Origin of the sequence: Dolichospermum circinale AWQC131C (assembly GCF_000426905.1) — a bacterium.
In the GTDB taxonomy this organism is placed as follows: Bacteria; Cyanobacteriota; Cyanobacteriia; order Cyanobacteriales; family Nostocaceae; genus Dolichospermum; species Dolichospermum circinale.
In genome coordinates this window covers 17,265-39,768 of record NZ_KE384616.1, presented here as the reverse complement: position 1 = coordinate 39,768, position 22,504 = coordinate 17,265, and the positions used below count along the sequence as shown (strand labels likewise).

22 protein-coding genes are annotated in these 22,504 nt (G+C 39.7%); 13 read left to right on the top strand and 9 right to left on the bottom strand.

Annotation, left to right across the window (positions count from 1 at the left end; translation table 11 throughout):
- Positions 1-19: 19 nt before the first annotated feature.
- The 4 genes from ACIR131C_RS0112860 to trmD all read right to left on the bottom strand — a co-directional run bounded on the left by ACIR131C_RS0112860 (position 20) and on the right by trmD (position 2,587).
- Positions 20-649, bottom strand: coding sequence for a PIN domain-containing protein (locus tag ACIR131C_RS0112860; RefSeq protein ID WP_028090525.1), 630 nt, complete (start codon positions 647-649; stop codon positions 20-22).
- A gap of 40 nt (positions 650-689) precedes the next feature.
- Positions 690-1,175: a hypothetical protein gene (locus ACIR131C_RS0112855; protein WP_028090524.1), complete on the bottom strand. Its 486-nt coding sequence runs from the start codon at positions 1,173-1,175 to the stop codon at positions 690-692.
- Positions 1,176-1,279: 104 nt separating this feature from the next.
- Complete coding sequence (gene ispF, locus ACIR131C_RS0112850) at positions 1,280-1,762, bottom strand: 2-C-methyl-D-erythritol 2,4-cyclodiphosphate synthase (protein ID WP_028090523.1); 483 nt, start codon at positions 1,760-1,762, stop codon at positions 1,280-1,282.
- 114 nt (positions 1,763-1,876) lie between these two features.
- Positions 1,877-2,587 carry a tRNA (guanosine(37)-N1)-methyltransferase TrmD gene (trmD, locus tag ACIR131C_RS0112845; RefSeq protein WP_028090522.1) on the bottom strand — a complete coding sequence of 237 codons (711 nt, stop codon included), beginning with the start codon at positions 2,585-2,587 and terminating at the stop codon, positions 1,877-1,879.
- Between the two features lie 551 nt (positions 2,588-3,138).
- Between trmD and ACIR131C_RS0112840 the strand changes: the two genes are divergently transcribed.
- The 4 genes from ACIR131C_RS0112840 (at position 3,139) to ACIR131C_RS0112825 (ending at position 9,132) form a co-directional block, all read left to right on the top strand.
- Positions 3,139-4,002 carry a cyanophycinase gene (locus tag ACIR131C_RS0112840; protein ID WP_028090521.1) on the top strand — a complete coding sequence of 288 codons (864 nt, stop codon included), beginning with the start codon at positions 3,139-3,141 and terminating at the stop codon, positions 4,000-4,002.
- A 167-nt stretch (positions 4,003-4,169) separates the two neighbouring features.
- Entirely contained in the window at positions 4,170-6,881 is a 2,712-nt protein-coding gene (cphA, locus tag ACIR131C_RS0112835) for a cyanophycin synthetase (protein ID WP_028090520.1), read from the top strand.
- Positions 6,882-7,558: 677 nt separating this feature from the next.
- Positions 7,559-8,161, top strand: a complete 603-nt coding sequence (cbiT, locus tag ACIR131C_RS0112830) for a precorrin-6Y C5,15-methyltransferase subunit CbiT (RefSeq protein ID WP_028090519.1) — start codon at positions 7,559-7,561, stop codon at positions 8,159-8,161.
- A gap of 80 nt (positions 8,162-8,241) precedes the next feature.
- Entirely contained in the window at positions 8,242-9,132 is an 891-nt protein-coding gene (locus tag ACIR131C_RS0112825) for a phosphatidate cytidylyltransferase (protein ID WP_028090518.1), read from the top strand.
- Positions 9,133-9,215: 83 nt separating this feature from the next.
- Here the strand turns inward: ACIR131C_RS0112825 and ACIR131C_RS0112820 are convergent, their stop codons facing one another.
- A complete protein-coding gene (locus tag ACIR131C_RS0112820) occupies positions 9,216-9,929 on the bottom strand; it encodes an LmeA family phospholipid-binding protein (RefSeq protein ID WP_028090517.1) in 714 nt (237 codons plus the stop codon).
- A 232-nt stretch (positions 9,930-10,161) separates the two neighbouring features.
- Between ACIR131C_RS0112820 and ACIR131C_RS0112815 the strand changes: the two genes are divergently transcribed.
- Positions 10,162-10,956 carry a pseudouridine synthase gene (locus ACIR131C_RS0112815; RefSeq protein ID WP_028090516.1) on the top strand — a complete coding sequence of 265 codons (795 nt, stop codon included), beginning with the start codon at positions 10,162-10,164 and terminating at the stop codon, positions 10,954-10,956.
- Entirely contained in the window at positions 10,953-11,726 is a 774-nt protein-coding gene (locus tag ACIR131C_RS0112810) for a RodZ domain-containing protein (protein WP_028090515.1), read from the top strand. Before ACIR131C_RS0112815 ends, ACIR131C_RS0112810 begins: the two co-directional genes overlap by 4 nt.
- A gap of 158 nt (positions 11,727-11,884) precedes the next feature.
- Here ACIR131C_RS0112810 and malQ read toward each other — a convergent pair whose 3' ends face one another.
- The gene (malQ, locus tag ACIR131C_RS0112805; protein ID WP_028090514.1) at positions 11,885-13,402 is read right to left on the bottom strand and encodes a 4-alpha-glucanotransferase; all 1,518 of its coding nucleotides are present in this window, start codon (positions 13,400-13,402) and stop codon (positions 11,885-11,887) included.
- A 223-nt stretch (positions 13,403-13,625) separates the two neighbouring features.
- On the opposite strand from malQ, the gene ACIR131C_RS0112800 reads away from it, so the two are divergent.
- Complete coding sequence (locus ACIR131C_RS0112800) at positions 13,626-14,057, top strand: NUDIX domain-containing protein (RefSeq protein WP_028090513.1); 432 nt, start codon at positions 13,626-13,628, stop codon at positions 14,055-14,057.
- Between the two features lie 99 nt (positions 14,058-14,156).
- Here ACIR131C_RS0112800 and rimM read toward each other — a convergent pair whose 3' ends face one another.
- From rimM to ACIR131C_RS25580, 3 genes are read right to left on the bottom strand one after another with little or no spacing between them, the layout of a single operon-like run.
- Positions 14,157-14,846 (bottom strand): ribosome maturation factor RimM, encoded by a 690-nt coding sequence (gene rimM / locus ACIR131C_RS0112795; protein WP_028090512.1) that lies wholly within the window; start codon positions 14,844-14,846, stop codon positions 14,157-14,159.
- Between the two features lie 5 nt (positions 14,847-14,851).
- On the bottom strand, positions 14,852-16,135 hold the full coding sequence (locus ACIR131C_RS0112790; RefSeq protein ID WP_028090511.1) for a valine--pyruvate transaminase: 1,284 nt from the start codon (positions 16,133-16,135) through the stop codon (positions 14,852-14,854).
- Between the two features lie 20 nt (positions 16,136-16,155).
- A complete protein-coding gene (locus ACIR131C_RS25580) occupies positions 16,156-16,296 on the bottom strand; it encodes a hypothetical protein (RefSeq protein ID WP_155963106.1) in 141 nt (46 codons plus the stop codon).
- 102 nt (positions 16,297-16,398) lie between these two features.
- Between ACIR131C_RS25580 and ACIR131C_RS0112780 the strand changes: the two genes are divergently transcribed.
- From ACIR131C_RS0112780 to ACIR131C_RS0112755, 6 genes are all read left to right on the top strand, one after another.
- Positions 16,399-17,508: an S-(hydroxymethyl)glutathione dehydrogenase/class III alcohol dehydrogenase gene (locus ACIR131C_RS0112780; protein WP_028090510.1), complete on the top strand. Its 1,110-nt coding sequence runs from the start codon at positions 16,399-16,401 to the stop codon at positions 17,506-17,508.
- A 458-nt stretch (positions 17,509-17,966) separates the two neighbouring features.
- Entirely contained in the window at positions 17,967-18,689 is a 723-nt protein-coding gene (gene pgl / locus ACIR131C_RS0112775) for a 6-phosphogluconolactonase (RefSeq protein ID WP_028090509.1), read from the top strand.
- A gap of 98 nt (positions 18,690-18,787) precedes the next feature.
- Positions 18,788-19,885 carry an FHA domain-containing protein gene (locus ACIR131C_RS0112770; RefSeq protein WP_028090508.1) on the top strand — a complete coding sequence of 366 codons (1,098 nt, stop codon included), beginning with the start codon at positions 18,788-18,790 and terminating at the stop codon, positions 19,883-19,885.
- Between the two features lie 136 nt (positions 19,886-20,021).
- Entirely contained in the window at positions 20,022-20,915 is an 894-nt protein-coding gene (gene argB / locus ACIR131C_RS0112765; protein ID WP_028090507.1) for an acetylglutamate kinase, read from the top strand.
- Positions 20,916-21,088: 173 nt separating this feature from the next.
- Complete coding sequence (locus ACIR131C_RS0112760) at positions 21,089-21,604, top strand: tetratricopeptide repeat protein (protein WP_028090506.1); 516 nt, start codon at positions 21,089-21,091, stop codon at positions 21,602-21,604.
- A 19-nt stretch (positions 21,605-21,623) separates the two neighbouring features.
- Entirely contained in the window at positions 21,624-22,424 is an 801-nt protein-coding gene (locus ACIR131C_RS0112755; RefSeq protein ID WP_028090505.1) for a DUF3153 domain-containing protein, read from the top strand.
- Positions 22,425-22,504: the final 80 nt, after the last annotated feature.

The window sequence follows — 22,504 nt, the reverse complement described above, 5'->3', positions numbered from 1 at the left end:
GGTAATTAAATAATTATTTTTAAGTTAATGAACGAGAGTTAAACCAGTCGAGAAAATGCTGGGTTATTGTAAAATACCTAATTCCAGCATTGCGTAAAGCATATTGAACTTCAGGTTTACCAAAGTCTTTACTGTTATTACTAATAAATGCTTTATCTTCTTGCGGATATAACTGGGCATGATCTAAGATAGATTGTAATATTATATTATCCATAATATCATTTTTAACTAACCATGCTTCTGTTTGAAAAATAGTTGTTTCTGCAATATTCTGAATTAAACTTTTATTTAAATTTATTAATTCTGAATTATTCAGAAGCTGATCAATAGTAGTGAAAAGTCTATCTTGAATATCATTAATCAATAGTTCATTATTTATACGCGCTTCACCTAAATTACCCATAAATAATCTAGCATAATCGGATGTTTTATCACGGTTTAATTCCTTAATCTGTTTATCCATTTCTTCTTGAAAATCTAAGCGTTTTCTTTTATCTATTTTGTATGTAGTCAGAGATTCAATATAACAAATATCTGGTATAACTATACGAATTGATGAAGGAATATCTTGCAATAAATCTACTGCTTTTAAATCTTGTCCTTTAGCAACAGCCATCAAAAAATTAGTTTCAATGTAAAGTATAATCACTTTAATTCACCTTGATCTAGCAAGTTATTTATATTAGTTATCAACTGTTTAAAGGCATCCCTTTACTAAGGGTTGTAGTATCTCCATCTTCTAAAAGCTGCAACAAACCAATTTCAGCAATTTCTTTAAATTTCGGTGGTGTTTCTGATTTCCAATGATAAGCTAAATCACGAATCCAGCCTTCCGTAAGTCCTGTAAGATACAGACTAAATATCCTTTTCTTACCGAAGCTTGAATCGTAATGATTAAAAACCTCATTTGTATTAAAATTGATAATTTCTGAAAATTTGTGACCATTCCATTTAAAGATGAGAATATCTTTTAAATCAACAAACATAGCAAATTCAACTTTGTTTCTTACTGAGGTTTGCCAGTTTTCAATCATTCGCCAAAGATCATCTGCTATATGTTTATGTGGGTACTTAAAAGGAAAACCTCTAATTTTACCAACCAGAATGCTGTTTCCATGTTTATCTAAAGCGATTAAATCGGGAATATCTACATCTCCTAAGTTTTGATTTAGCATAGTATGATTTTCTCCTCAATTAATAAGCATATATTTTTCGTTTTCAAGCATTGATTTTAATGCCAATGATGAGTGAATGGTTTTATTAGATAAATGCCTAAAATTCAATCACCAGCCACCAACAAAACCACTGCATAAGCACAAATCCCTTCTTCCCGTCCCGTCGGTCCCAATTTCTCATTAGTGGTAGCTTTGACACCAATTTGATTTGGTTCTACTGCTAAAACTGCTGCTAATTTCTCCCGCATGGAATTAATATGAGGTTTTAATTTGGGACGTTCAGCAACTACAACAGAATCAATATTGGCGATTTTCCAACCTTGATCAAGAATTAGCTGATTGACCTGTTTTAATAATACAAGACTATCAGCACCTTTCCATTGGGGATCTGTGGGGGGGAAATAATGGCCTATATCCCCTAAAGATAATGCTCCTAGCATTGCGTCCATGATGGCATGAGTGAGGACATCAGCATCACTGTGTCCTAACAAACCGAGTTCATGGGGAATATGAATACCGCCCAAAATTAAATGGCGATCGCTCACCAATCTGTGTATATCATAGCCATTACCAATTCTGATGTTCATAGTTAGTTGTCCGTTGTCAGTAGTTAGTTGTCCGTTGTCAGTGGAAATATTCTCCCTGTCACCTGTTACCTGTCACCTGTCACCTGTCACCTGTTACCTGTCACCTGTCACCTCTTACCTGTCACCTGTTCCCTGTTCCCTTTCCTCTTGCCATTTGTTTAGTAAATCGGGACGACGTAAAGCAGTACGTTCAACTTGTTGTTGAAAACGCCAACGGGCTATTTTACCATGATTACCACTTAGTAACACATCAGGAACTTTCCAGCCCCGAAAATTAGCCGGACGGGTATACTGGGGAAAATCTAACAAACTTTCTTCAAAACTCTCAGTTTTGAGAGATTCCTCCTTACCTACAGTTCCCGGTAACAGACGCATCACACCATTAATCAGAGCCATAGAAGGAATTTCACCCCCAGTCAGGATAAAATCTCCTAAAGACACCTCACGAGTCACTAAATTTAGTACCCTTTCATCTACTCCTTCATAGTGACCACAGATGATAACTAATTGGTCGTAATTCGTGGCTAATTCGCGCAGCAAGGGCTGGTTAATCGTTTGTCCTTGGGGACTCATGAAAATCACATCTCGACGGGGTAGAATTGGCAAAGACTCCACAGCGGCAAAAATAGGTTCTGGCTTCATCAACATTCCCACCCCACCGCCGTAGGGTTCATCATCTACCTTGTGGTGTTTATCCGTGGTAAAATCTCTGGGGTTAGTCAGATGCACCTGAGCAATCTGTTTAGCTAAAGCCTTACCCAATAAACCAGAATGGAGAATTGAAGTAAAACAGTCAGGAAAAAGTGTAACTATATCAAAACGCACAGTAATTCGTATTCGATAGAACTAATATTAGTGGTAGATACTGAACAAACACAATAACTCATAGCCTAGACTGGCCTAAGCCATAGAAATAGCTAAAATCAAGAAAAAATCTACCAATAGTATCTAAAAGTACCATAACTTTTAGTTCTTTGGTGAAATCAAAAGTTTTTCTAATCACTGGATTTGTGTTTAAATTGTGTTTAAATATTGTCACCACTAAATTTAAGTTAATAATCCCACTAATGTTAACAACTTCCGGGATGCATCCAGCCAGCCATGGCTACGCTATCAGAAGTAAGAGTGTCAAAACCTACTAAAACCTAAATCTAGAAAGGAATTGTAGTTGTATGAGGACTATAAAAGCCCTATAGAAGTCGTAGATAGGTAAAAAACAATGGCACTGGCTATGAGAAAGACGGACATGATGTCATAGTTGAAGCTTCATGTAAGTCAAGCCGTGTCCTCTCACACCAAGCAAAAGGCGAAAATTAACAAGTACCCAACCTTGTTCAATTAACCTGAAGTTGTTGACTCCCTCAAGCAGAAACACAATGCCGCAGTTAGAAGTTAAATCGCTGGAAATGAGGACACCCCAAGCAACTAAAACCGCCGTTATGGTTATCGGAGGCGCAGAAGATAAGGTTCATGGACGAGAAATTCTGAGAACTTTTTTTATTCGTGCTGGCGGTAACAAGGCGTATATTACAATAATTCCATCAGCCTCCCGGGAGCCTGCCATTATTGGTGGTAGGTATATCCGCATTTTTGAAGAAATGGGTGCGGAAAAGGTGGAAATTTTAGACATTCGTGAACGGGAACAATGCGAAAATCCTGAGATTAAAGCATCCCTCGAAGCCTGTAGTGGTGTCTTCTTGACAGGAGGAGACCAACTGCGCCTTTGTGGAGTCCTCTCCGACACCCCAGCCATGGAAATTATCCGCCAACGGGTGAGAGCCGGACAACTGACTCTAGCAGGTACAAGCGCTGGAGCAGCCGTAATGGGTCATCACATGATCGCTGGTGGTGGGAGTGGTGAAACACCCAATCGTTCCCTGGTGGACATGGCAACCGGTTTAGGATTTATTCCTGAAGTGGTAGTTGACCAGCATTTCCATAACCGGAATCGCATGGGCAGACTTGTAAGCGCTATCGCCTCTCACCCTGATCGCTTAGGCATTGGTATTGATGAAGATACTTGTGCTGTGTTTGAACGGGATGGTTGGTTGCAAGTTATGGGTAAAGGTAGTGTTACTATTGTTGATCCAACAGAACTAACCCATACCAATGAACCTAATGTTAGTGCTAACGAACCCTTGACTGTACATAATTTACGACTACATATCCTCAGTTACGGAGATCGGTTCCATCTTTACCAACGTACTGTTTTACCTGCTGTGCATCGCATCTCTAGCTAACGGGATAGAGTATCTAAAGTGACACTGGCTTGACCGCGACTTGATTTCTTCCTGTCCCCAGATTTAGATATGATCTCACTAGAAAAACTGTTCATTCTGAACAGTTTAGCGGTCAATTACAGTCAGAAACTAGAATTTTGGTTCCGAATCTCCATCTACCTATTCCCATGAGAATCCTCAAGATCCAAACCTTACGCGGCCCAAACTACTGGAGTATTAGACGGCACAAGCTGATAGTTATGCGCCTCGACTTAGAGAATATTGCCGAAACTCCCTCTAATGAAATAACTGACTTTTATGAAGGATTAGTAGAGGCGCTGCCAAGTTTAGAGGGTCACTATTGTTCCCCCGGCTGTCGTGGTGGTTTTCTAATGCGGGTGCGAGAAGGCACTATGATGGGTCATATAGTGGAACACGTAGCCTTGGAACTCCAGGAATTGGCGGGAATGCACGTAGGTTTCGGTCGCACCCGTGAAACTGCCACACCTGGGATTTACCAGGTAGTGATTGAGTACCTAAATGAAGAAGCGGGTCGTTATGCAGCACGGGCAGCAGTAAGGCTATGTCAAAGCATTATTGACCGAGGCCGTTATCCGAAAGCCGAGTTAGAGCAAGATATCCAAGACTTAAAAGACTTTTGGCGCGATGCAACTCTTGGACCGTCAACAGAAGCCATTATTAAAGAAGCTGAGAAAAAAGGCATTCCTTGGATGCCTTTACCAGCAAGGTTTCTGATTCAGTTGGGCTATGGTATCCATCAAAAACGGATTCAGGCCACAATGACCAATAACACAGGCATTCTCGGTGTAGAATTAGCTTGTGATAAAGAGGCCACTAAGCGTATTCTCTATGCTAATGGTATACCAGTTCCTAGAGGTACAGTCATCAGTTTCTTTGACGATTTGGAAGAAGCTATTGAATATGTTGGCGGTTATCCAATCGTTATTAAGCCTTTAGATGGTAATCATGGCCGTGGTATCACCATTGATATCAGAAACTGGAAAGACGCAGAAGCGGCCTACGAAATGGCTAGACAAGTTTCTAACTCAATCATTGTCGAGCGGTATTATCTTGGCCGCGACCATAGGGTATTAGTAGTAAATGGCAAAGTAGTCGCTGTAGCAGAAAGAATACCAGCCCATGTCCTGGGTAATGGCAAATCTACTATTCTAGAACTCATTGAAGAAACTAACCAAGATCCTAAGCGCGGTGAAGGCCATGATAATGTCCTCACTAAAATTGAACTAGACCGCAGCAGCTACCAGTTACTAGAAAGACAAGGTTATACTATCAATAGCGTGCCTCCATCAGGAGCAACTTGTTATCTACGGGCAACGGCAAATCTAAGCACGGGTGGTAGTGCTGTAGACCGTACGGACGAAATTCACCCAGAAAACGTTTGGTTAGCACAGCGGGTAGTCCGAATCATCGGTTTAGATGTTGCTGGTATAGATATTGTCACTTCTGATATTAGCCGTCCTTTGAGAGAATTAGATGGTGTGATTGTCGAAGTTAATGCGGCCCCTGGTTTCCGAATGCACGTCGCTCCTAGCGTGGGTATACCCCGTAATGTCGCTGGTGCTGTGATTAATATGCTATTCCCCAATGATCAAGCCAGCCGTGTTCCCATTCTCTCAGTCACTGGCACAAATGGCAAAACCACTACTACCCGCCTATTGGCACACATTTATAAGCAAACAGGTAAAGTAGTTGGTTATACTACCACAGACGGTACTTACATCGGTGATTTCTTGGTAGAATCAGGGGATAATACGGGTCCTCAAAGCGCTCATGTTATTCTCCAAGATCCTAGCGTAGAAGTGGCGGTATTAGAATCTGCTCGTGGTGGTCTTCTTCGTTCTGGACTCGGTTTTGATAATGCTAATGTTGGTGTAGTATTAAATGTATCTGCGGATCATCTGGGTATCAGTGATATAGATACTATAGAGCAATTAGCTCATCTGAAAAGCGTAGTCGCTGAAGCTGTATTCCCTGATGGTTATACCGTACTTAATGCTGATGATCCACGGGTTGCGGCTATGGCAGAAAAAACTAAGGCCAATGTTGCTTATTTTACCATGAATCCCGATTCGGAACTGGTGCGACAGCATATCCAAAAGGGAGGGGTGGCCGCAGTCTATGAGCATGGTTATCTGTCAATTGTTAAAGGTGATTGGACACACCGCATTGAAAGAGCGGAAAATATCCCCTTGACAATGGGCGCAAGAGCGCCATTTATGATTGCTAATGCTTTAGCAGCAAGTTTGGCGGCTTTTGTCCAAGATGTCACAATTGAGCAAATTCGTGCTGGTTTAAGAAGTTTCCGCGCTTCTGTCAGTCAAACCCCAGGACGCATGAATTTGTTTAATTTGGGTAAATACCACGCTTTAGTTGATTATGCCCATAATGCGGCTAGTTATGAGGCTTTGGGTTCATTTGTTCGCAACTGGACAACAGGACAGCGTATTGGTGTGGTTGGGGGTCCTGGCGATCGCCGTGACGAAGATTTTGTTATGCTGGGTAAGTTATCGGCGGATATCTTTGACTATATTATTGTTAAGGAAGATGATGATACCAGAGGACGGCCAAGGGGTTCAGCGTCGGATTTGATTACTAAGGGTATTAATGAGGTTAAGCCTAATAGTCGCTTTGAATCAATTCTAGACGAAACTCAAGCCATTAACAAGGCTTTAGATATGGCTACCGATGGTAGTTTGGTGGTAATTTTACCAGAAAGTGTTAACCGGGCGATCAAATTAATTAAGTTGCGTGGTGTGATAGATGATGAAATACCACTACAAAACTCAATTAGCAATGATTCCCAGACAAAACTTTCTGGGGGGGTAGCACCTTCCTCTGTGGTCAATACGCCGATTTAGTGAACTTGATCTTGTTTGTAAATTACCCCCGGACTAATTTATAATTTCAGTCTGGGGGTTAATTTTGCAAAATGAAACAATAAAGTTGTGATGATAATTATAAATAGATTTTTATTAGTAAATATGAGTAAACTAATAATAGAATTAATTATATACTTGGCTCAATACTTGTCAGTTAAGCTCAAAAAATAGAATTACGTAGGTTGGGTTGAGGAACGAAACCCAACATTTACAAGTATTTGTTGGGTTGCGCTGTCGCTTAACCCAACCTACAAAAATCCTACAAAAATCCTTAACCGAACAGTATTGATACCTGGCTTTTATCAACTTCCCCCTCGACTTTAGAGTAACTGCTTTGAGGTAAATAGTATGCAGAATAATTTCATGAATTTTTCAACAATATTTATAGATTACCAGGAAGCAAAACTTAAAAATCATCATTATACCGATTTTCCAGTTACTACATCAGTAGCGAGGAAAGTGCTTCTACCAGCTTTTTTGCCTAACTGTTGTTGAATCTCGTAGCGATTGGCTAATATTTCCCTATTCATGATCATTAAAGTATCTTAGTGTCACTCATGAGCATAAACACCAAAATTATCTTCCCCATTCCCGATTTTTATTTAATTGTTAATTTAATTGTTAATTTAATTGTTAATTTTAATTTTTAATTGCTTATGCCTTCCCCACTTTGGCCTTATATTACTCCAGGGATTCCCGATGAATTATTTGAGCATTTACCAGGTATTCCCCTCAGTCAGCGAGAATTAAGATTGTTGTTGATTTCTCAACTGCGACTACAAGAAAATTCAATATTGTGGGATATTGGCGCGGGAACGGGTACAATTCCTATAGAGGTGGGTTTATTGTGTCCCCAAGGACGGGTAATTGCCATTGAACGTGATGAAGATGTAGCCAACCTGATTAAACGCAATTGCGATCGCTTTGAAGTGAAAAACGTAGAAGTTATCGAAGGTAGCGCCCCGGAATGTTTAAAGCAAATCAAGTTACAACCTGATCGTATTTGCATTGAAGGGGGAAAAGCCATAAATGAAATTGTCCAAGCTGCATGGCAATATTTACCCACATCTGGACGAGTAGTGGCAACAGCTGCTAATCTAGAAAATCTGTATGCTATTTCTCAAAGTTTTTCCCAGTTGAGAGTGAGAAATATCGAAGTTGTCCAGTCAGGGGTGAACCGTTTGGAAACACGGGGTTATTCTCAAACTTTTGTAGCTGGAGATCCCATTTTTATTCTCAGTGGTGAGAAATTAGACTAAATTTGAATGAATTAAAACTTCTGCGGTTTTCGGTTTTGGATTGAATCCAAAATCTAAAATCCAAAATCCAAAATACTATTATGCCCTGGTCTCGAATTGTTAGTGGAATTATTGCGATTGTCATGGCGCTATCTTCAACCCTGTTAGGAGGGTGGTATTTCACCATAGCGATCGCTATTGTTGTATTTTTAGGTCAACAAGAATATTTTAACTTGGTGCGTTCTCGCGGCATTACACCAGCGGTAAAAACTACTATGTTTGTCAGTCAAGTTTTATTGGCAATTTGTACTCTGAATGCTAGTTTAGCTGATGCAATTATGCCCATAGCAGGAACACTGATTTGTTTTTATCTACTTTTTCAACCTAAACTAGCGACAATTGCCGATATTTCCGCTTCTATTATGGGTTTGTTTTATGTAGGTTATTTACCAAGTTACTGGGTACGCTTACGGGAAATTAATCATGATCTTACCAGTAATCTGCCTTTAGGTGGTTATTGGCCATCCCATTGGGAGGATATTGGACAAGGCAATTTTAGCGCCTTACCCACAGGTTTAACAACCACTATCCTTGCATTTTCCTGTATTTGGGCTGCTGATATTGGTGCTTATATTATTGGTAAATTCTTCGGTAAAACTCGTTTATCGGATATTAGTCCCAGGAAAACCGTAGAAGGTGCAGTTTTTGGTATTGCTGCTAGTTTGTCCGTGGCTGTGACAGGTGCTTATTTTCTCCATTTTCCCTACTGGTTAATTACTGGTTTGACGTTGGGTTTGATTATTGGTATTGCTAGTTTATTAGGTGATTTAACGGAATCTTTACTTAAACGTGATGCGGGTGTGAAAGATTCTGGACAATTAATCCCCGGCCATGGTGGTATTTTAGATCGGACTGATAGTTATATTTTTACTGCTCCTTTAGTTTATTATTTTGTGACGCTGCTTTTACCACTGTTACAAACAACTCTATAATTCATAAATTGTGTTTTTTGTCACATATCAGTATGAAATCCTGCAAATCCTTAAAGCCTGGAAATACGGATGCAGACAGACGGTTATGGATTAATATTAATGCGTCCATAACAAGTTAGTTGTCCTGGTTTCAGAGAGATTTCTTGAATATCAACATCTGTCCCCAGATTTATCATATCAGGAGCATACCTTTCTAAAATAACCCCTTGGTCGCCCTTGATCTCAACTTGTGTGAATTGCAGTTCTTGTCCGTTGAGTAGTTTTAAGTCTAAATGAATATTAAAGAATGTTTCGTGGGTATCAGAGGTGGTTGTACCATGTAGAATCAATAGCTGATTGTCAAAGGTAATTTTTCGCCAAGTTAGGGACTGGGAATTTAGTTCAGATTGTGGTAATAGTCTAATTAGTAAATCACTTATAGCTGTCAATAATAATGGAGATGAGAGCGAGTTATTAAGATCCTGTTCTTCAACTATTAGTTTACCAACAACAGGTACTATTGCCGATAATTTCAGCGGCTGTCCTCTTAATATTGATGAGACATTAAGTTGTATTTTTTCGGCATAAAGTTCGATTTCTGTGATATGAAGCCCTTGATACACAGCTTTACTGGCATAAATGGATACCCCAGGAATAGAACCAGAAATAAATTGGCGATCGCTCGCTTTAATCTGCACATCTAAATCCGATACGTGACTTAATTGAGTTCTTAGCCATAACTTAATCGCTGAAGTCAAAACTTTTGTAATTATCTTAACTTTGTTGTTATCTGTATTTGGGGAACTTGTTTTTATCATTTTTCGGTACTTGTATCTAAATATGTTTAGCTATTAAGTCAGGACTTACGCAACTGGCACATTAGCAAGGTGCATAACTACCGTCTACAATAGATTTTTAGTGTGACACTTGCATAAGTGCTATAAGTATCTTAAATAATTCTTAACTGTAATATAGGAGTTTTTTAACAAAAAAGTCAAAAAATCAGTAGTATTATAGTATTCAATGAGAGAAAAAAGTGACAATTAAAACATGGAGGAACGATTACAAAAAATTTTAGCCCAATGGGGCATTGCCTCCCGTCGTGAAAGTGAAGAAATGATTAAACAATCAAGGGTGCGTGTTAATGGCATATTGGCACATTTAGGTCAAAAAGTCGATCCCCAACGGGACAAAATTTTGATTGATGGTTTACCAGTCATGACAGAACAACGTCCATCTTTGATCTATTTATTGCTGCATAAACCAGCAGGATTTGTATCTACTTGCCATGACCCCCAAGGAAGACCAACGGTGCTGGATCTGCTACCCTCAGAATTAAGGCAAGGATTGGGTATTCACCCTGTTGGTCGTTTGGATGTAGACTCTACAGGAGCGTTAATCTTGACAAATGATGGGGAACTAACTTATGGACTTACCCATCCTAGTCATAGTATTTCTAAGAGCTATCGTGTTATTGTCCAAGGACATCCTCCCGCAGCAGTTATTCAAAGGTGGAGTCAGGGTGTAATTCTGGAAGGAAAAATCACCAGACCGGCCCGGGTGCGTTTAATTGAAACTTATATTAACCAAAGCTGTTTAGAAATTGTTTTACAGGAGGGAAGAAATCGGCAAATTCGCCGTGTGGCCGAACAGTTAGGATATCCAGTTATCAAGCTACATCGCACTGCTATCGGTTCAATTCAATTAAAGACGGCAATCACACCATTTTTGCAAGTTGGTGAATATCGTCATTTAACTCAAGACGAGATGATTTTTTTAAGCAAGCAGATAAATCGCACACCCATAAAGACAAAGCACAAGTTAAGGAGTAAAGGAAAAACATGAAATGGTTCAGAAAGAAGGATGAACAGCCAATCAAACCTTCTATCAAGCAACACCAAAGTGAAAAGTTGATGCAGCTTGGATCTCAACTTGCTTCCCTACGTCAGGAAAAGAACTTAACTCTTGATGAGTTAGTCCTCTTCACCAGAATTCCTCGACGACTTTTGCAAGCCATTGAAGAAGGTAATTTAAGCGACCTACCAGAACCAATTTACATTCAAGGTTTAATTAGGCAGTTTGCAGACGCTTTAGGAATTAAGGGGGGGGAATTTGCCAGTCATTTCCCGATTGGTTATCAACCAGTGGCTTTTAAATCCACTTGGAAAAACCAAAACATTGCTCAATTCCGTCCTATACATCTTTACCTGTTTTACATTGTTTTGATTTTTTGCTCTGTTAACAGTTTATCTCATTTATTAAATAATGCCACATTGCAGTCCAATAATCGCCAAATTCAATCAGATATAGCACAGCCATCAACACAACAAGAAACATCTGCTGATAAACAATCCGCTAGTAAACAGGATCAGTCTGTACAAGTTGGTGTCACCTTAAAAGCCTCCTCATGGATTAGTGTGGTGACAGATGGTAAAACGGCCTTTGAAGGAGTTTTACCACAGGGTTCTAGTCGTACTTGGAAAGCTAATCAGCAATTGACAGTAAAAACTAATAATGCTGGTGGGGTGTTAATGAGTGTGAATCGGCAGAAGGCTAAAGAAATGGGGGAAATTGGCAAAACCGAGGAAATCAAGATCGCTGCTGAACCAAACTAACCGGAAATCATCGTTAAATTTTGGTTTATTTTGGCTTTTGGTTTGATCTCAATCAAGGGTGGTTTGATCAAAAACTTGGGGTTTTCGTCTATTGAGTCAAACCAGGACAAAATAGCGAAAACATCAGTTTTTTTTGAGGTTTATTAGCCAAAATTTATTTAACTAACTGAGGATTCTATAGGGGCGCGTCCACAACGGAGAGTGAGAGTTTTTAAGCGATCGCTTAATTCTTGAGTTAATACACCTGCTTGATAACGCCATTGCCAATTTCCCTCCGCTGTACTTGGAAAATTCATTCTTGCATCAGTTCCCAAACCTAATACATCCTGTAAAGGTATAATCGCCTGATTAGCGATCGAACTCAAAGCTAATCTAATTAAATCCCAATTTACGCCATCAGGACTAATACAACCTAAATACAACAATAAATTTTGCTTTTCGTAATCATTTGCAACATTAAACCAGCCCACAGTTGTATCATTGTCATGAGTGCCAGTATAAACCACAGCGTTACGATTGTAGTTAAAGGGTAAAAAAGGGTTTCCGGGATCAGAACCGAAAGCAAACTGTAATATCTTCATCCCTGGAAACTCAAATTGATCTCGTAGTGCTTCCACTTCTGGGGTAATAATCCCCAAATCCTCCGCGAGGACAGGTAACTTACCTAACTGCTTTCTAATAGTTTCAAATAAAGCCACACCAGGCGCTTTAATCCATTCACCATTCATAGCAGTTGTTTCACCTTGGGGTACAGCCCAATAAGCCTCAAAACCCCGGAAATGATCAATGCGAATGATATCCAGATAATCCAACATGGCCTCAAAACGCAGTACCCACCATTTAAAGTCTTGTTTTTCTAATTCTTCCCAATTGTAAACCGGATTTCCCCATAATTGACCAGTGGCGCTAAAATAGTCCGGTGGAACTCCTGCCATTAAAGCTGCTGCTCCTGTTTCCTCGTCTAAAGCAAATATTTCAGGATTAGCCCAGACATCAGCGCTATCATGGGCTACGTAAATGGGGATATCACCAATAATTTCTACACCATTTTCATTAGCATAGTTTTTCAGTTCTGACCATTGCCGGAAAAACTCATATTGGACAAACTTATAATAAAAAATTTCTGCCGCTAACTCTTGTTCCATTGCAGCTAAAGCCGCTGGTTCACGCTTTGCCAATTCCGGCTGCCAATTATGCCAGCCTGCACCATTTTGGGCATCTTTAAGAGCCATAAACAGAGCGTAATTATTTAACCAATAGCCTTTATCAGTACAAAACTTAGTAAAAGCTTGTTTTTGAGTTAAAGTTGCCTTAGTTTTAAATTCTTCACAAGCTTTAATGAGTAAATTAACCTTAACCGGGATAACTTCCTGAAAATCTACATAATCTGCCGGAAAATCTGGTAAATCAGCTAAATCTGATTCAATTAACAAACCTTCCTCCAGTAACTTTTCGGGACTAATTAAAAAGTAATTTCCCGCCATTGCAGAATAGCACATATAGGGAGAATTACCGTAACCAGTCGGACCTAGAGGTAAAACTTGCCAATATTGCTGGTGACTATTTTTAAGAAAATCAATAAAATCATAGGCTTCCAGTCCTAAATCCCCAATACCAAAACGACTGGGGAAAGAACTGGGATGTAGTAGAATACCACTGGATCTAGGAAAAGGCATATTGAACCTGAAATATAGGAAAGGGTAATCGTTTATCAGTTACGCATCGAATTTATCATGGCATGGTTAATCTTGACTGTTGTGATTTGTAAAGAAATAAGAAGATGAATCACAATGTATCGTTATAATTGTTATATAATTAAGTGAACAGATGTTAGTTGTCCGTTGTCCTTTGTCCGTTGCCAAAGAATATTTCTCTACCGTGTAACCTGTCCCCTGTTTAATGACTTATAGAAATCCTGCACCCACTGTTGATATCATTATTGAGTTAATTGATAGACCCCATCGCCCTATTATTCTCATTGAAAGACATAATGAACCTTTAGGGTGGGCGCTACCTGGTGGTTTTGTGGATTATGGTGAAACTGTGGAAAAAGCCGCAATTAGGGAAGCAGAGGAAGAAATAGGGTTAAAAGTAGAGTTAATTCAACAATTTTTAGTTTATTCTGATCCCCGTCGTGATTCCCGTCAGCATACAATTAGTATTGTGTTTTTAGCAACAGCTACAGGTCAACCTTTAGCGGGTGATGATGCTAAGGGTGTGGGTATTTTCGAGCCTTGGTGTGTTCCTGGTGATTTGTGTTTTGATCACGACCGGATTTTGGGAGATTATTGGCAATATAGAAATTATGGGATACGTCCCAGATTGGGGTGAAGGATTTTAACAGCAAATTCATCTGATTGTAAGTAAATATAGGCAGGTAGTAATTGCAAATACAAAGAGTTATTAAACCACTTATGTGACACAGTTTAACTAATCATTAATTGATAACAAACCAGGAGGAGGAGTAATTTCGACGCGACGATTTTGCAAATCCACAACAGGGACAATTTCCATGACAAAGGGAATTAAAACTGTTTTTCCGGCTTTATCCTCAGCAAAAGCAGAATCTAATTTTACTTCTAATAAATCATGACCTGAAGGTAATATATCCACCAGTGTTCCCACCAACTCCCCAGAAGATTGCATAAAAACCTGCAATCCTAGCAAGTCTATCACATGAAACTCACCCGCTGCCAATTTAGGGCGATCGCTTATAGGCACAAAGAACCGACAGTCACGCATATTTTCAGCTTGAGAGCGATCGCTTACTCCTTTTAATCTAATCACATAGAGATTTTTACTCTCAATATAGCGTCCACTTAATAATTCTACAGGTTGAAGTTCCGTTTCCCCTGGACGTAATAACCAGCGTTTTCCCGGTTCTTCAAAACGTTCGGGAAAATCAGTATCAGGATAAACCCGCAACTCCCCATTTAAACCTTGAGGTGCGACAATTTTACCAATTTCTAACCAATCATCAAGATCAGGAATTGGTTGAGAACGGGGTTTCTCAGCCCTCACAGCACCAGGAAGAGCAGATTTTTGATCTTTTACCCCTGCTGGCTGCTTCCTGCTTCCTTGCAATATTTTCTTCGTGTTCTTTGCGTCTTCGTGGTTCATTTCTCTTACACACTTACAGCCGCAACTTGATAAACCTGTTCAGCAACCTTAGCTAAACGCTGCATACCGATAATAATCTCCTCATCACTACCAGTCAAACTAATTCTGAGACATTGGTGTTTGTGTTCCCATTCCTCTTGTAAACCGGGGAAGAAACTACTACCAGGAACAACAATCACACCAACTTTCTTTAATTCCTGGTAAAATTCCCAATCAGTTATGGGTAAATCCTGCAACCACAACCAGCCAAAAATCGCTCCTTCACCACGATGTAAAAACCAGGGTAAATTTTTTGGCATTGCCGATGCTAATGTACTTTCTAACACATCAAACTTTTGCTGGTAGAAAGGACGAATCACATTTTCAGCGATATTTGCTAATATACCTGATTCTATGGCGCGGGCAGCGATCGCTTGACCATATCGAGAAGAATGAATTCCCACATTAGTTTGGAAACATTCTAAGACCTGAATTAGCTTTTCATCACCAATAGCCACCCCAATCCGTTCTCCAGGTAATCCCGCCTTTGATAAACTCATACAGTGGAGGATATTCTCCCCAAATGCGGGAGTCATGTCTGTAAAATTCAAAGCTGGGAACGGAGGCGCGTAAGCAGAATCAATTAATACAGGAATATGGTTAGGTTCAGCTAAGGCGGTGATTTTGTTCACTTCGTCATTAGTTAAAACATTACCAGTAGGATTACAAGGACGAGAAAAGATTACACAACCAGTATTTTCCGTAATTGAAAGTTGGTTAAAATCAGGACGATATTTAAAACGGTGTGCGTCCCTATCAATATCCAAAGTAGGCTTATAAGCGACTAAAGCCTCTGGGAACAAACAAACACCACCATAACCAGTATAATCTGGACTTAAAGGCAGGACAATTTCCTTTAAATTACCATCCTCAGTATAACCACCGAAAGCATTAGCAGCATAAAAATAGATAGTTTGACTACCCGCAGTAATTAAAATATTCCGGTCAGTTAAACTTAACCCATAACGCTGGTTAAAGTCCTTGACAATTGCGTCAATTAATGGTGAATAACCTTGACTTGAACCGTAACGACAAACGACCTCACCATATTCAGAACTAGCTAATAAATCTGCCGTACAATCCCGCCATAACTGTTCCACCTCTGGTAAAATCAGGGGATTACCGGCACTCAAATTATATAATTCCTTTCCCTTACTGGCTCTGAGGGTTTCGTTAATATCTTTCATAATCGCTCTTACGCCAGTTAAGTTAGACATTTGAGCGCCAATTTTAGTAAGGGCAGGTTTGATCATGTTTATTACAGATTTCATTAATCGTCAAAGTGGGTAGTTGCAGCCAAGATTAATTTTATGGTCATAATTGCTAAAATATCTGCTGACTTCAACCAGTCTAAACCGTAGTTAATTAGATAGGATATTTTTCTGACAATGCCCATCACTCTAGCATACATAGAACAATTTGACAAGTAATCATCAAAAATATTCCTCTTCGCGCCTGGAGTGCCTCTGGGTGAGATAAAATTACGTAAATCCTCGCCAATCAAGAGAATCAAATGGAAGTCAAAGCAGCAGTAGCCTATAGTCCGGGAAAACCCCTAACAATTGAAACCGTCCAATTACAAGGACCACAAGCAGGGGAAGTATTAATTGAGATTAAAGCTAGTGGAGTATGTCATACTGATGCTTTTACCCTTTCTGGTGATGATCCAGAAGGTTTATTTCCGGCAATTTTAGGCCATGAAGGCGCTGGTATAGTTGTCGAAGTGGGGGCTGATGTCAAAAGTCTTAAACCTGGAGATCATGTAATTCCTTTATACACCCCTGAATGTCGTCAATGTGATTATTGCCTCAGCTTCAAAACTAATCTTTGTCAAGCAATTCGCGGCACACAAGGACGGGGTTTAATGCCAGATGGTACTAGTCGTTTTAGTATTGATGGCGATATTATTCACCATTATATGGGTACATCCACCTTCGCTAATTATACGGTATTGCCAGAGATTGCTGTCGCCAAAATTCGAGAGGATGCCCCTTTTGATAAAGTTTGTTATATTGGTTGTGGCGTAACAACAGGTATTGGCGCGGTAATTTATACAGCTAAAGTAGAACCAGGTGCAAATGTAGTAGTTTTTGGTTTAGGGGGGATTGGTTTAAACGTCATCCAAGGAGCGCGAATGGTGGGCGCGAATAAGATTATTGGTGTAGATATTAATCCTAAAAAGCGGGCTTTAGCTGAAAAATTTGGCATGACACATTTTGTCAATCCTCAAGAAATTGCGGGTGATTTAGTTCCTTATTTAGTAGACTTAACAAAAGGTGGTGCTGACTATTCTTTTGAATGTATTGGCAATGTTAATACCATGCGTCAAGCCTTAGAATGTTGTCATAAAGGTTGGGGTGTAAGTGTGATCATTGGTGTTGCTGGTGCGGGACAAGAAATCAGCACTCGTCCATTTCAATTAGTAACTGGAAGAGTTTGGAAAGGTTCGGCTTTTGGTGGTGCTAGAGGAAGAACTGATGTGCCAAAAATTGTAGATTGGTATATGGATGGTAGAATCAATATTGATGATTTAATTACTCATGTTATGCCCATAGAAAAAATTAATGATGCTTTTGATTTAATGCACAGGGGTGACTCTATTCGCAGTGTTGTGACTTTTTAGGTTTTGGTTTCGCGCTAAGACGCTAAGGAGCAAAGGCGCAAAGGAAGAAAAGCTTTATAATTAGGTTTAAGTTGACAAAAAGATGTAGATTTTGATGCAGATGGATATGGTATATTTTATTTGCCAATCTACTTTCTATTATGTGACGTTAATGTGATCAGTAATAATCTCTAATTTGTCAATGTTCACAACTGGTAAACTGGTAAGAATTTTTATTTTTGGCTTATTTACCGATGTATCTTGATTCAGCTAACAGTCTTTTGGAGTGATTATGAGCGATTAGTACAACTGAATACTGACAAGCAATCAAGAATAATGATAAAGAAGGTAAAGGACAATAGAAGACCATAATTTATGGTTTAACTTGATGATGTTAAAAGTTTCCACAGTTAAACCGGAAAATGGTCAGAAGTTCGCTATGGTATTGCAAAGAAACAGCATCATGTAATGATAATGCCATGAACAAAACTGTTGAAGTTCACACCAGCGTGTCCGAACTCGTCCAACGGGCGCTAGAATTGATCCTGTCAAAAGTGGAAACTGCTATTAGGGAACGGGGACAATTTACAATTGCTTTATCAGGTGGCAGCACACCAAAACCTTTGTATGAAGCCATGGCCGTGCAGAAGTTGCCCTGGGATAAAATTCATGTATTCTGGGGAGATGAGCGTTATGTGCCACCAGATCACCCTGATAGCAACGAATTAATGGCGCGACGTGCATGGTTAGATCAGGTTGCTATACCAGCGGCTAATATTCATGCTATCCCCACTTTGTCCGCTCATCCAGCAGTGGACGCAGCTAAGTATAACCAGCATCTGCAAACATTTTTTAATTCCGTATCTGGAGAGTTCCCAGCATTAGATGTAGTTTTATTGGGAATGGGTGATGATGCCCATACTGCATCTTTGTTTCCCCACACAGAGGCTCTCAATGTGTGCGATCGCTTAATTACTGTTGGTAATAAAGGTGACAGTCTCCGAATTACCTTTACTTACCCATTGATTAACGCGGCTCGCAGTGTGATTTTTATGGTTGCTGGTGCTAACAAAAGGCCAGCACTGGCGCAAATTTTCGCACCAGTAGCAGATGATTTTGCTTATCCATCTCGCTTGATTAAACCCCAGGGAGAACTTTACTGGTTGCTAGATACTGCGGCTGGTTTAGAACTCAAACCCTAAATGTTTTCACTCTAGGTAATTATTAGCATCAAAAGCTAAAGTTACTGCTGTGCTTGTCAGTAATATTTTTACAACGACCTTGACTAAGGCTTAAATCCATGATAGTTTGCCCTAATTGCAATCACCCTAATCCAGATGGGGCTGTTCAATGTGAAGCTTGCTACAGCCCGTTGCCAGCTACAGCTAAATGTCCTAATTGTGGAGCAACAGTACAGTCAGATGCGGCATTCTGCGGTCAGTGCGGTTATAACCTACGTCTTCACGCTGCTGCTGTTACAGCAACCACAGTCGCACCAACTGCTGCTGCTAATATTCCTGTACAAGTACCGCCGGTTGCTCCTGATCCAATCATGGAACTATTAAAGCCCGATGCCTTGGGAATTGCGAATACCGCCAACCCTCCTGTTAGTGTTAATATACCGCCCATAGCACCCCCACCTGTAGCTAGTTCAGAAGCCGTTTATGTTCCCCCCATAGCCCCAGAACCAGAAGTTTATATTCCCCCGGTACTTACTCCCGCACCAGTAGCTGTAGTTCAGGAACAAGCTGTTTATATTCCTGCTGTACCAGCACCCGTAGCGCCAGAACCGGAAGTATATATTCCCCCTGTACTTACTCCTCCACCGGCACCTGTAGCGCCAGAACCGGAAGTATATATTCCCCCTGTACTTACTCCTCCACCAGCACCCGTAGCGCCAGAACCGGAAGTATATATTCCCCCTGTACTTACTCCCCCACCAGCACCCGTAGCACCAGAACCGGAAGCTTATATTCCGCCTCCTTATGTACCCCAGATAGATCCCCCCACAATTCCTGAAGTAACCCCAGCCGCACCACCAGCCAAGGTGTCCAACACCCAATTACAACAGGTAGTAGCGCGGTTATTTCATGTTCAAGCTAACCAAGAAATAGAATTACCACAAAATCTCTCGGTTATTCATATTGGTAAGCCTAATGACCGCATTCCTCCAGATATTGATGTTTCAGGGTTCGCAAATTCGGAGATTGTTTCCCGGATTCACGCAGATATTCGGATTGAGGGAGATGCTTGTTATATAGAAGATGCAGGTAGTTCCAATGGAACTTACATCAACAATTTACCCCTATTACCAGGAAATAGACATCGCCTCCGTCCCGGCGATCGCATTAGCTTAGGTAAGGGCGATTTAGTGACTTTCTTGTTTCAACTCTCTTAGGAACAGGTAATAGGTAATGGGTAATGGGTAATGAATATCTTTCTGCTCCCTGTCCCACTGCTATGATCACAACAGCTTATTAACTCTAGTTGCTAGTTATCCAATAAACTAGATAATTAGCAACTTGGGTAAAAACATGATTAATGATACAGAGTATATCAGGAAAGCTGAAGCGAATCGCGTCGAAATTCTCAGCGAAGCATTACCTTACATCCAACAATTCGCTGGTCGCACCGTTGTAGTTAAATATGGTGGCGCAGCCATGAAGGATAGCAACCTCAAAGATAAAGTGATTCGGGATGTTGTCTTTTTATCTTGCGTCGGCTTGCGGCCAATTTTAGTTCATGGTGGTGGTCCAGAAATTAATAGTTGGTTAGGTAAATTAGGAATTGAAGCACAATTTAAAAATGGTTTGCGTGTTACCGATGCACCAACAATGGATGTAGTAGAAATGGTGTTAGTTGGGCGTGTAAATAAAGAAATTGTCGCGCTAATTAACCAGGCTGGAGGTATGGCCGTAGGACTTTGTGGTAAAGATGGTAACTTAATTACGGCTCGTCCTCAAGGTGATGAAGGAATTGGTTTTGTTGGGGAAGTTAGCAGTGTCAATATCAAAATTTTAGAAACACTTTCTAGTAATGGCTATATTCCCGTAGTTTCCAGTGTTGCTGCTGATGAAACGGGACAGGCTTATAATATTAATGCTGATACCGTAGCGGGGGAAATAGCCGCAGCTTTGGGAGCAGAAAAGTTAATTTTGCTCACCGATACCAGAGGAATTTTAAAAGATTATCATGACCCTTCTACCTTGATTCCGAAAATAGATATTCGGGAAGCGCGACAATTAATTGCTGATGGTATAGTTAGTGGGGGGATGATTCCTAAAGTGAATTGTTGTGTGCGATCTCTAGCTCAAGGGGTGAAAGCTTCACATATCATTGATGGTCGTATTCCTCATGCTTTACTGTTAGAAGTATTTACAGATGTGGGGATTGGGACAATGATTCTTGGTTCTCAGTTGAGACAATAATCAGGATTAATAGTTCTGGTGAATAAAATTCACGGCTACACAAACAAATTCCGCCTCCGCAGACTGCATAAAAACCAGAGATTTCTCACCCACGCAGGTGGGTTTTGTTTGTGTAGATACGGTTTCTAACCGCCGATTTAACTAATAACTAATAACTAATGACTGAATAACTAATGACTACAGAAAGTTTAGAACTCGCTAGATCTCGTTACCAAATGGGGACAATTGCTTTTGAAAATGGTCAATATCGGGAGGCTGTAGAAAATTTAGAAAAAGCCAGCGCCCTATTAGGAAAAAATACCCGTTTTGCTGGTGAAGTAGAAATTTGGTTGGTGAATGCTTATGAAGCTGCGGGACGTTCAGAAGCAGCAATAAATCTTTGTCAACAACTTGTAGGTCATCCCCATTATGAAATTCGTCAACAAGCAAAGCGCCTAGTCTATATTTTAAAAGCACCCAAACTTAATCGTCCTCAAGAATGGATGACAGAAATTCCCGATTTTGGTATAGTTTCTGATCACAAATCGAAAATAGTTGTCAATTCCCAACCTAAAAAATCTCAACCCAAATCTGTAGAACCAGAATATATTGATCTTAGCACGGTCAATACTAAAGATAATCGCTTTGTTTGGGTAGCTTTAATTGCTGTTTGTTTAACAATTTTCTATTTAGTTTGGTTAAGTTTTTAGCAAATAAGGAGAAAATACAATGAACGTATTCACTTTCATTAAGATAAAATCCGTATTTTTTTCAATTAGTAAAATTGGCAAGATTACCAAAATAAAACCTATTGTATTGATGGTAATACTTTCTTCATTGCTCCTATCTGGTTGTGTAAAATATGATTTAGGAGTGAATTTTAATAGCACAAATAATGGAGAATTAATACAGCATATTCAGTTACCGGAAAAGGTCACTATTTTTAGTGGTGATTATCTATCAGAATGGTTAAAAACTTTAGAAAATCAAGCGCGAACTTTAGGAGGTTCAACACAGAGAATTTCACCAGCGGAAATTGTTCTAAAAATTCCCTTTACCAGCGCGAAGGAATTACAAGAAAAATTTACTGTATTTTTCAAAAATCGCAGTTCTCAAGATAGCAATAATTCAGAAATATCAGATATTACCTCAAGTTTGGTAGCAGAAGATAGGAATTTTTTCCTATTTTCTAGAAATCATCTAGTTTATGATTTAGATTTGCGTTCTTTGGCCATGCTTACCACAAAGAATAATAATTCAATTGTCAATTTAGATTTTAGTTTACAGACACCTTGGGGAACAAAAAACATTGACAATAATGAAAATGCTATCAAACCAGAAAAGCATGGTAATCAATTGATATGGACACTTAAACCAGGTGCTATCAATCATATAGAGGTGGTGTTTTGGTTACCTAATTTCCTGGGAATTGGAACTTTGTTAATTATTGGATTTGTGTGGTTGGGGTTCTATTTGAGATATACCTTATTACCAAGTCCGAGTATTCAGTTAACGGTGAAAGAGTTGTAAAATATTGGCATCAGAATGTAATTACATCCTGAAAATGTAAAATGTTGGGTTTTATCAACCCAACCTACAGAATTTAGTAG